This window comes from Longimicrobium sp., from assembly GCF_036280135.1.
Lineage (GTDB): Bacteria > Gemmatimonadota > Gemmatimonadetes > Longimicrobiales > Longimicrobiaceae > Longimicrobium.
Genome location: NZ_DASURI010000392.1, coordinates 1 through 9,308, shown reverse-complemented (window position 1 = coordinate 9,308; position 9,308 = coordinate 1). Strand labels below are relative to the sequence as shown.

The 9,308-nt window shown below is 72.5% G+C and carries 5 protein-coding genes; 3 read left to right on the top strand and 2 right to left on the bottom strand.

Going from position 1 to position 9,308, the window contains the following annotated elements; all coding sequences use genetic code 11:
* Nucleotides 1–1,102 (bottom strand): amidohydrolase (locus tag VFZ20_RS12300; protein ID WP_329684180.1); only part of this gene is annotated, 1,102 nt, incomplete at its 3' end.
* Between the two features lie 497 nt (nt 1,103–1,599).
* A complete protein-coding gene (locus VFZ20_RS12295) occupies nt 1,600–3,267 on the bottom strand; it encodes an acyl-CoA dehydrogenase family protein (RefSeq protein WP_329684179.1) in 1,668 nt (555 codons plus the stop codon).
* Between the two features lie 664 nt (nt 3,268–3,931).
* Here VFZ20_RS12295 and VFZ20_RS12290 point away from each other — a divergent pair.
* The 3 genes from VFZ20_RS12290 to VFZ20_RS12280 all read left to right on the top strand — a co-directional run.
* A complete protein-coding gene (locus VFZ20_RS12290; RefSeq protein ID WP_329684178.1) occupies nt 3,932–4,324 on the top strand; it encodes a response regulator in 393 nt (130 codons plus the stop codon).
* Between the two features lie 391 nt (nt 4,325–4,715).
* On the top strand, nt 4,716–6,971 hold the full coding sequence (locus VFZ20_RS12285) for a PBP1A family penicillin-binding protein (protein ID WP_329684177.1): 2,256 nt from the start codon (nt 4,716–4,718) through the stop codon (nt 6,969–6,971).
* A gap of 22 nt (nt 6,972–6,993) precedes the next feature.
* Nucleotides 6,994–9,308 (top strand): PBP1A family penicillin-binding protein (locus VFZ20_RS12280; protein WP_329684176.1); only part of this gene is annotated, 2,315 nt, incomplete at its 3' end.

Below are 9,308 nucleotides of genomic sequence, written 5' to 3'. Positions count from 1 at the left end.
CCTCGCACAGGTCGAACCGCGGCGAGTGGTGCGGATGCGTCATCCCCCGCTCCTCGTTGCGGCCGCCCACGAAGAAGTAGCAGCCCGGCACCTTGGCCAGCACGTCGCCGAAGTCCTCCGCCGCCATCGTGCGCACGTCCGGGTCGGTGCGTACACGGTCCGCGCCCACGATGGCCACGGCCTCGCGCCGCACCAGCTCCGCCAGGGCGGGATCGTTCACCGTGGGCACGGCCTCCATGCGGTGATGGAACTCGTACTCCGCCCCCATGGCCGCGCACACGCCCGCGATCACGCGCTCCGCGCGCTTGGGCAACTCCGCGAGCAGCGCGGGATCGAACGCGCGCATGGTGCCCAGCAGCGACGCCGTCTCGGCGATCACGTTGTGCGCGCTGCCGGCGTGCATGGACGCCACCGTCACCACGGCCGGCTCCAGCGGCGGCACCGTGCGCGAGACGATGCTCTGCAGGGCCACGATCACCTGCGCGGCCGTGTGCAGCGCGTCCACCGTCTCGTGCGGCATGGCGCCGTGCCCGCCGCGCCCCTTGATGGTCACGCTGAACTCCAGCGCGCCGGCCATCTGCGGCCCGGGCACCACGCCCACCACGCCGCTCTCCAGCCCCAGCCACACGTGCAGCCCCAGCGCGGCGTCCACGCCGTCCAGCACGCCCGCGTCGATCATCCCCAGCGCGCCGCCCAGGCCCTCCTCGGCGGGCTGGAACATGTACTTGACCGTGCCCGCCCACTCCCCGCGCGTGCGCGCCAGCCGCTCCGCCACGGCCAGCCCCACGGCCACGTGGGCGTCGTGTCCGCAGGCGTGCATCGTTCCCGCGACGGTGGAGCGAAAGTCGTGCGTGGTCTCCTCGTCCACGGGGAGCGCGTCCATGTCCGCGCGCAGCAGCAGCGTGCGGCCGTCGCCCGCGCCGCCGTGCAGCGTGCCCACGACGCCGGTCTCCGCGATCCCCGTCCGGACCTCGTAGCCGGCCGCGCGCAGGCGCTCCGCCACGATGCCGGCCGTGCGGAACTCCTGGAACCCGATCTCGGGGTGGCGATGCAGGTCGCGGCGGGTGGCGATCAGCAGCTCGGTCTCTTCGGCGGTCGTCATCTTCGGCGGATCGGGAACGGGCGCGTGTACGTCTGTGGACTGCACCAAGATAGAGCCCGCGCGACCGCGTGGAAACCGATGAACGGCGGGGGACAGGGGACAGGTTACAGGGGACAGCCCGCAACGGCGCTCGTCCACGGGAAGCCGTTGGTTCCGTCGCGAATCCCGTTACGGTATCCCGCTCTCACCCCGCCGCGTCATCCTGAGGGGCCCTTACGGACTCTGACCGGGCGCGATGCATGTGGCCCCGAAGGATCTTGTGTGCGAGACTCGGAGGCGGCTCCCCAGCGTGATACTCGGCCCCGTGGTTCGGACGCAAGATCCTTCGTCGCCGCCTGGGATCACGCACGAACGGGGGTCCGCGCGGCGGCTCCTCAGGATGACGCTGTGGCGCGGGGGACGATGACGATGCCGTCGTTTTCGCCGCTCGGCCCACGCCGGCGCCAAGTGCGTCGGTCAAGCCGGCGAGCAGACGGCGGACGAGAACGCTCTCCCGCCTACGCCGTCGCGAGGAGCGCGTCCGCGGAGGCGCCGAGCGGGCGGTGGACCAGGTTGATGCCGTTCATCACCAGGCGGCGCGCGGCGGAGGCGGCGTCCTGCTCGCCACGATCCGTCTCCCACTGCGCGTGCGCGGCCAGCAGCGCGGCCTCCAGCGCGCGGCCCAGCGTCAGCGCGAATCGGCGGGCGCCGGCCTCCACCTGCGCGCGGCCGCCGCGCATGGCATCCTCCAGCCACACCGCCGCGTGGTCCACCGCGCGGACGGCCGCCTCCGCGACGGCGGCCAGCCCCGGATCGCGCACCTGCGCCGCGAGACGAGCGACTTCGGCGCGGATGGGCTCCACGCCGCCCGCGGACTCCATCGCCCGGAGCGTATCCAGCGACAGCACGTTCGTCGTCCCCTCCCAGATGGAGAGCACCTGCGCGTCGCGAAGGAGCATCGGGATCCCCGTATCCTCCACGTAGCCCGCGCCGCCGAACGCCTCCACCACCTCGCTCGCGACCGCCACGCCCTGCCGCGCGGTCGTCAGCTTGGCCAGGGGCGTGAGGATGCGCAGCAGGGCACGGCCCCCGTCGTCCAGCTCGCCGGCCTCGTGCGCACCCAGCAGCTCCACGACGCGAAAGGTAAGATGCAGCGCGCCCATCCACTCCGCGCGCAGGCCGGCCAGCGTGTCCGCGTGCAGCGGCTGCTGCGCCAGCGTCGTGCCGAAGGCCGATCGCCGCGTGGCGTAGTCGTCCGCCAAGGCCAGCCCGCGGCGCATGAGCGCGACGGCGCTGACGGCGTTCCACGTGCGCGTCACGTTCAGCATGGGCGCGATGCTGCGCACCCCGTCCGACATCCCGACGACGGGGATGGCGGGCGTGCCGTCCAGCGTGAGCTCCGCCGTGGGGAGCTTGCGGGTACCCAGCTTGTCCTTGAAGCGGTCGATGCGGATGCCCCTCAACATTCCGGCGTCGTCGCGCGTCTCCACGTAGAAGAGCGCCAGTCCGCGGCCGCCCGGCGGGTTACCGGCCGGTCGGGCAAGGGTGAGCGCCATCTGCGACGTGGCGGCGGACGTGAACCACTTGCGGCCGTGCAGCCGCCACGTGCCGTCGTCGTCCTGGACGGCCATGGTCTCCGTGCGGCCGACGTCGGAGCCGCCGGTGGTTTCCGTCATCCACTGGCCGCTGGTCCAGAACGCGGCGGGGTCGCGGCTGGTGAGGTGCGCGACGGCACGGTCGATGAGGGGCTGGTTGCCCGAATCCAGCAGCACGCGCGCGGCGCCGTCCGTCATGGCGAGCGGGCAGGCGTAGATGTCCGTCGATGGCGTGAACAGGTACGCCAGCGCGAACTGGTGGATGCGCGAGAACCGCCCGTGCGCGCGCTCGTACGCCGTGGCCACCACGCCGTGCTCCGCCGCGATGCGCTCCGCCGTGCGCCACAGGGGCGTGAGCTCGATGCGGTCCACGCGGTTGCCCCACGCGTCGAACTGCGTGAGCGTGGGCTCGTTCAGCCGGTCGGCGAGCTGCGCGGGGTACAGCTCGGCGGAAAGGCGGCCCATCTCGCGCAGCGACGGCGCGGCGTCGGCCAGCACGTCCGCCGGCAGCAGCCGCGCGAGCAGTGACCGCAGGGCGCGGTCTTCGTCGAACTGGTTGCCCAGCGTGGGCGGCGCCTGTGTAAAGCTCATCGACGGATGGGTCGTGGGTTGCGGCCGTGCGATCCCCGAACGATAGGGCATCGGCGGCGGGAGGGGCAATCGGCGAGACGGGGAGGACGGACGAGGCGGCGAGGCGGGCGAGAGGGGAGGACGGGCGGAAGACGATGGATGGAGATCCGCGGGCCAAGTCCCCGTCGCTGCGCGACGGGGGGCCCTCTCCCCCGCCGGCCTTTTTGCTCGTTCCTCGCAACGGCCGGCGACCCCTCCCCCAACTTCGGGGGAGGGGTTGGCGCGCGGGAGGGTTCTGCGCGCGTAAGTCGGTTCGTGCGGAGGCTGGGTTCTCCTTTCTCCGTGAGGAACGAGCGGGGAGAGGCCGGGAGAGGGGCGGGTTGCTTTCGGCGCGGGCTGTCCCTCCCCCAAGGATGAAGGTCTCCCCCTGCCCCCGCGGAGCGGGGGCAGGGGGTGGGGGGTGGGGGCCCTCGGCGGACCGGCAGACACCCAGCCGACGTGCATGGTCCGTGTTCGCCGTGTCCGATGCCGTTCAACCTGTGCACAATGTTGCAGCGCTCCCACGGGGCCGAACGGCACGATCGGTGAACAGAATCCGCGAATCGAGGTACAAAGGGCATCACGCACCCTCCTGCCCGATTCTTGCAACACCGTGGAACCGCACGCCAGCAAAGGCTTTTCCGATATGAGCTCCGTTACCGTCCTCCTCGTGGAGGACAACGAGGACAATCGTACCATCTACACCACCATCCTGCGGCACTGCGGGCATGAGGTGGCGGAGGCGGCCACGGGCGAAGAGGGCATCCGCCTGGCGCGTGAGCTGCACCCGGCGGTGATCCTGATGGACGTGGCCATGCCCGGCATCGACGGGTGGGAAGCGACGCGCCGCCTGAAGGCCGACCCCGAGACGGCGCACATCCCCGTCGTCGCGCTCACGGCGCACGCCATGGCCGAGGACCGCCAGCGCGCCACGGACGCCGGCTGCGAGAGCTACCTGGCCAAGCCCGTGGAGCCGCGCAAGGTGGTGGAGGAAGTGGAGCGCCTGCTGGCCCGCGTCGCCGCCGCGGCCGCGGAGTAGACGCGCGCGTACACCAACGGCGGCCCCCACGCGATCCGCATTGCGTGGGGGCCGCTTCGCGTTCGGCATCGGGATGCGCGCGCGACGTCCAGCATCGATGGCGGCCCCCCCCCGCGAGCGCCCCCTCCGCTCGCCCCGGCTCGCCCCTCCCCCAAAACCCCTGGGGGAGGTTGAACAGACGCCGATCCCTGGTGGGCCGCGGAGATCCCGGCCGCGGAAAGAGCCAATCCGCCGCGACGCCTTTGCTGGCTGTCCCCTGTAACCTGTCCCCTGTCCCCACCGTTCAGCCCCACCCCCCAGTGGCACCGAACCGCGCAACGCTGTATCCTGTCATCCGGAATCACCCGACCGAACGACCCTGAACTCCGCCTGGACCCGGAGGCACGACCCTTTGGCAACTCCCTGGATGCGCTTTGACCGCAACCTGTGGCGCGAGCGCGTGCGCGACGGCTGGGGGCGCCTGCGCGGCGCCTGGGGCAACCGCCAGGAGCGCAAGATCGTCGTGGGGCTGGCCCTGCTGGCCCTCACCTCGTGCGGCACGGGCGGCGTGGTGGCCGCGTGGACCCGCGCCTGCGCCGGCACCTGCCCCACGGCCGAGAACATCGAGAACTTTGCCCCGCGGCAGGCCAGCCTGGTGCTGGACGCCCGCGGCGGCGTGCTGGGCCAGTTCTACCGCGAGCGCCGCACCCTCATCGACATCGACTCGCTGCCGCCGCACGTGCCCATGGCCTTCGTGGCCATCGAGGACCGGCGGTTCTTCGAGCACCAGGGCGTGGACCCCATCCGCATCATCGCCGCGGTGCGCGACAACATCATCCGCGGCTGGGGCGGCCCGGGCGGCAGCACCATCAGCATGCAGCTGGCCCGCAACCTGTTCCCCCAGCAGCTCCCCGCCAGCGAGACCAGCGTGCGCCGCAAGGTGGCCGAGATCAAGCTGGCCATGGAGATGGAGCGCCGGTTCGACAAGCGGCACATCCTGGAGCTGTACCTCAACCACATCTACCTGGGCGCGGGCGCGTACGGCATCGAGGCCGCCGCCCGCACCTACTTTGGCAAGCGGGCCAAGGACCTCACCTACCTGGAGGCCGCCACGCTGGCCGGCCTGCCCCAGGCGCCCACGGGGTACAACCCCCGCCAGCACCCCGACCGCGCCGAGCGCCGCCGCAACGTGGTGCTGCAGGCCATGGTCGAGGCCCGCATCATCACCCAGGCGCAGGCCGACGAGGGCAAGCGCACGCCCCTGGCCCTGTCGCCCCCGGGCGGCGCCATGGCCGCGCCGTACTTCGTGGAGGCCGTCCGCCGCCAGCTGGAGGACCAGTTCGGCGAGCTGCTGTACACGGGCGGCCTGCGCATTCACACGGCCATCGACCCCGTGCTGCAGCGCACGGCCGAGCAGTCGCTGGAAGACCAGCTGCGCGCCATCGAGCGGGGGACGTACGGCGGCTTCCGCGGGCCCACGTACGAGCGCTTCACGGCCGGCCTCAAGCCGGGCGAGGCCGTGACCCACACGCCGTACCTGCAGGGCATCGTCGTCGTGCTGGACCCGGCCACGGGGCTCGTGCGCGCCATGGTGGGCGGACGCGACTTCCGGCAGTCGCAGTTCAACCGCGCCACGCAGGCCGTGCGGCAGCCGGGCTCGTCGTTCAAGCCGTTCGTCTACGCGGCGTCGCTGGAGCACGGCAAGTCGCCCAACCAGGGCATCAGCGACGGGCCGCTGACCATCAACATCGGCGCCGAGTCGTGGTCGCCCAAGAACTACGACGGCACCTACGGCGGATGGACCACGCTGCGCAGCGCCCTGCGCAACTCGCGCAACTTGGCCACCATCCGCCTGGGCCGCGAGACGGGGATCGAGAACGTGCGGGCCCTGGCCAAGCGCGCGGGCATCGACACGCGCATCCCCGGCTACCCGTCCGTCTACATCGGCTCCGCCGGCGTGTACCCGCTGGACATGATGGCGGCGTACGCGTCGTTCGGGAACGGTGGATGGAAGGTGGAGCCGCGCTACGTGGTGCGCGTGGAGAACCACCGCGGCGAGGTGCTGTGGGAGCCGTCGCCGCCGCCCACCCGCGCCATGGAGCCGGGCGTCGCCTGGATCATGACGGACATGATGCGCGAGGTGGTGGACCGGGGGACGGGCTACCTGGTGCGCGACCCGTCCGTGGGCGGCCTGTCGTACGACGTTCCCGCGGCGGGCAAGACGGGGACGACCAACGACAACACGGACCTGTGGTTCGTGGGCTACACGCCGGAGCTGCTGGCCGGCGTGTGGATCGGGTTCGACACGCCGCGGCCCGTCATGGCGGGGGCCACGGGCGGAACACTGGCGGTGCCGGTGTGGGCCCGTGTTATGCGTAGGGCATACCTTGGACGCAGGCCGCCGGAGCCCTGGCGGCGCCCCGCCGACGTGGTCACGCGGCGGGTGAGCGGAGGCACCGTGCTGTCGGCGGATTGCGGGGGCGGAACCCCGGACCTGTTCGCGGCGCGGCACGTTCCCGAGGCGAGCTGCCCGCGGTACGAGCCCCCCACACCCGTCTTCGTGGATCCCACGCCCGAGCTGCCCGGGCGGCCGGTGTTCCCCGGCCAGCCGCGGGTGCCGCGCCCCGAGGACTTCGTCACGCCGGGGGAGGGCCAGCGGGAGCGATAACACACACCGCAGTACCGGGAGCATGGCCGAGAGACGACGGAGTTGGAAGCGGAAGCTGGCGATCGTCCTGGGGGTGTTCCTGGTGCTGGGCCTGGCCGGCTTTGGCTGGCTGTGGTTCGGCCCCTGCGGCATGGGCGGATGCGCCCCCGTGAGCGACCTGGAGAAGTTCCAGGCCGAGGGGTCGCAGCTCTTTGACCGCACAGGCGCGCCCATGGGCACCCTGGCCACCGTCAACCGGCGGGTGGTGCCCCTGGACTCCATGCCCGAGTACCTGCCCCAGGCCGTCCTGGCCGTGGAGGACCGGCGCTTCTACGACCACGGCGGCGTGGACTGGAAGCGCTTCATGGGCGCCCTGCTGCGCAACGTGCGCGCGGGCGGGGTGGAGGAGGGCGGCAGCACCATCACCATGCAGCTGGCCCGCAACCTCTTTCCCGAGCAGCTGGACTACCGCGACCGCTCCGTCCGCCGCAAGGTGATGGAGGTGCGCGTGGCCCGGCAGATCGAGCGCTCCTTCGACAAGCGCAAGATCCTGGAGCTGTACCTCAACCACATCTACCTGGGCCAGGGCGCGTACGGCGTGGAGGCCGCCGCCCGCGCCTACTTCGGCAAGCCGGCCAGCGAGCTCACCCTGGCCGAGGCCGCCCTCATCGGCGGGCTGCCGCAGTCGCCGTCGCGGCTCAACCCGCGCGAGAACCGGCGGGCGGCGCGGACGAGGCGCGACCTGGTTCTCCGCGAGATGGCCAAGGCCGGGTTCATCACGCAGGCGCAGGCCCGCGAGGCCATCGACACCCCCGTCCGTCTTTCGCGGCGCGAGCCGCGCGAGGGACGGGGTTCGTACTTCCAGGAGCGCGTGCGGCGGGAACTGGAGGAGCGCGTGGGCCCGGACCTGTACACGGCCGGGCTGCGCGTGTACACCACGATGGATCCCACGGCCCAGCGCGCGGCCGAGGAAGAGGTCGCGCGGCAGGCGGACCGCATCGAGTCCGGCGCGTTCGGCGCGTACCGCCATCCCACCTACCCCGAGGCCAAGGGCGAGACGGAGGAGGGGCAGACCACGTACCTGCAGGGCGCGGCCGTGGTGATGGACGCCAGCTCCGGCGCCGTGCGCGCGCTGGTGGGCGGGCGCGACTACGACGACAGCAACTTTGACCGCGTGTGGCAGGGGATGCGGCAGCCGGGCTCGGCGTTCAAACCCTTCGTCTACCTGGCCGCCCTGGAGCACTCGATTCCGCCCACGCGCAAGATCGAGGACTCGCCCGTGCAGATCCGCCTGGCGCGCAACCAGACGTGGTCGCCCAAGAACTACACGGGGCGGTACGACGGGCCCATCACCGTGCGCGAGGCCCTCACGCGGTCCAAGAACACGGTGACGGTCAAGCTGGCGCAGGAGCTGGGGATGTCCACCGTCATCCAGACGGCGCGGCAGATGGGCATCACCACGCCCATCCCCAACGTCCCCGCCACGGCCCTGGGCTCGGCCGAGGTGCGGCCCATCGACCTGGTGCGCGCGTACGCCGCCTTCGCCAACGGGGGCATGCTGCCGGAGCCGTACGTCATCGAGCGCATCGAGGACCGGCACGGCGAGATCGTCTACCAGGCGGAGCCGCAGCGCGAGCGCGTGGTGGATGCCGCGTCCGCCTACGTGCTGACGACCATGCTGCGCGACGTGGTGGACCGGGGGACGGGCACGCCCGTGCGCGCGGCCGGCTACCGCGGGCCCGCCGCGGGCAAGACGGGGACGACCAACGGGGCCACGGACATCTGGTTCGTGGGCTACACGCCGGAGCTGGTGGGCGCCGTGTGGTTTGGCCTGGACCGGCCGCAGACCATCGTGCGCGAGGCGTCGGGCGGCACCATCGCGGCGCCCGTGTGGGGGCGCATCATGGCCCGGGCCGCGCGCGGCGGGCGCGACTTCGCCATGCCGCGCGGCGTGGTGACGGAGACGGTGGACCGCGCCACGGGCTACGTGGTGGACCCCGCGTGCCCGCCCCAGGGCGAGACGTACACGGAGTACTTTGTGCACGTGCGGCCGCCGCGTCCGTTCTGCCAGGCGGGGATGCAGTACCCGGCCATGGCGTTCGACACGGCGTTCGCGGACGAGGAGATGGGCGCCTACACCTACGACATCGAGGGCTACGACCCCGACACCGTGGGCATGGGCGACCTGCGCGAGCGCGGCATCGACTGGCCGGAGCTGGAGGCGCGCCGCCGCCGGGGCGACACGCTGACGGCGCCGCTGCCGGGCAGCGTGAGCACGTCGCCCCCCGTGGTGGCCACGCCCTCCACGCCGCGCCCGCCGCTGGGCACGACGACGTCGCCGCCGCCGTCCACGGGAAC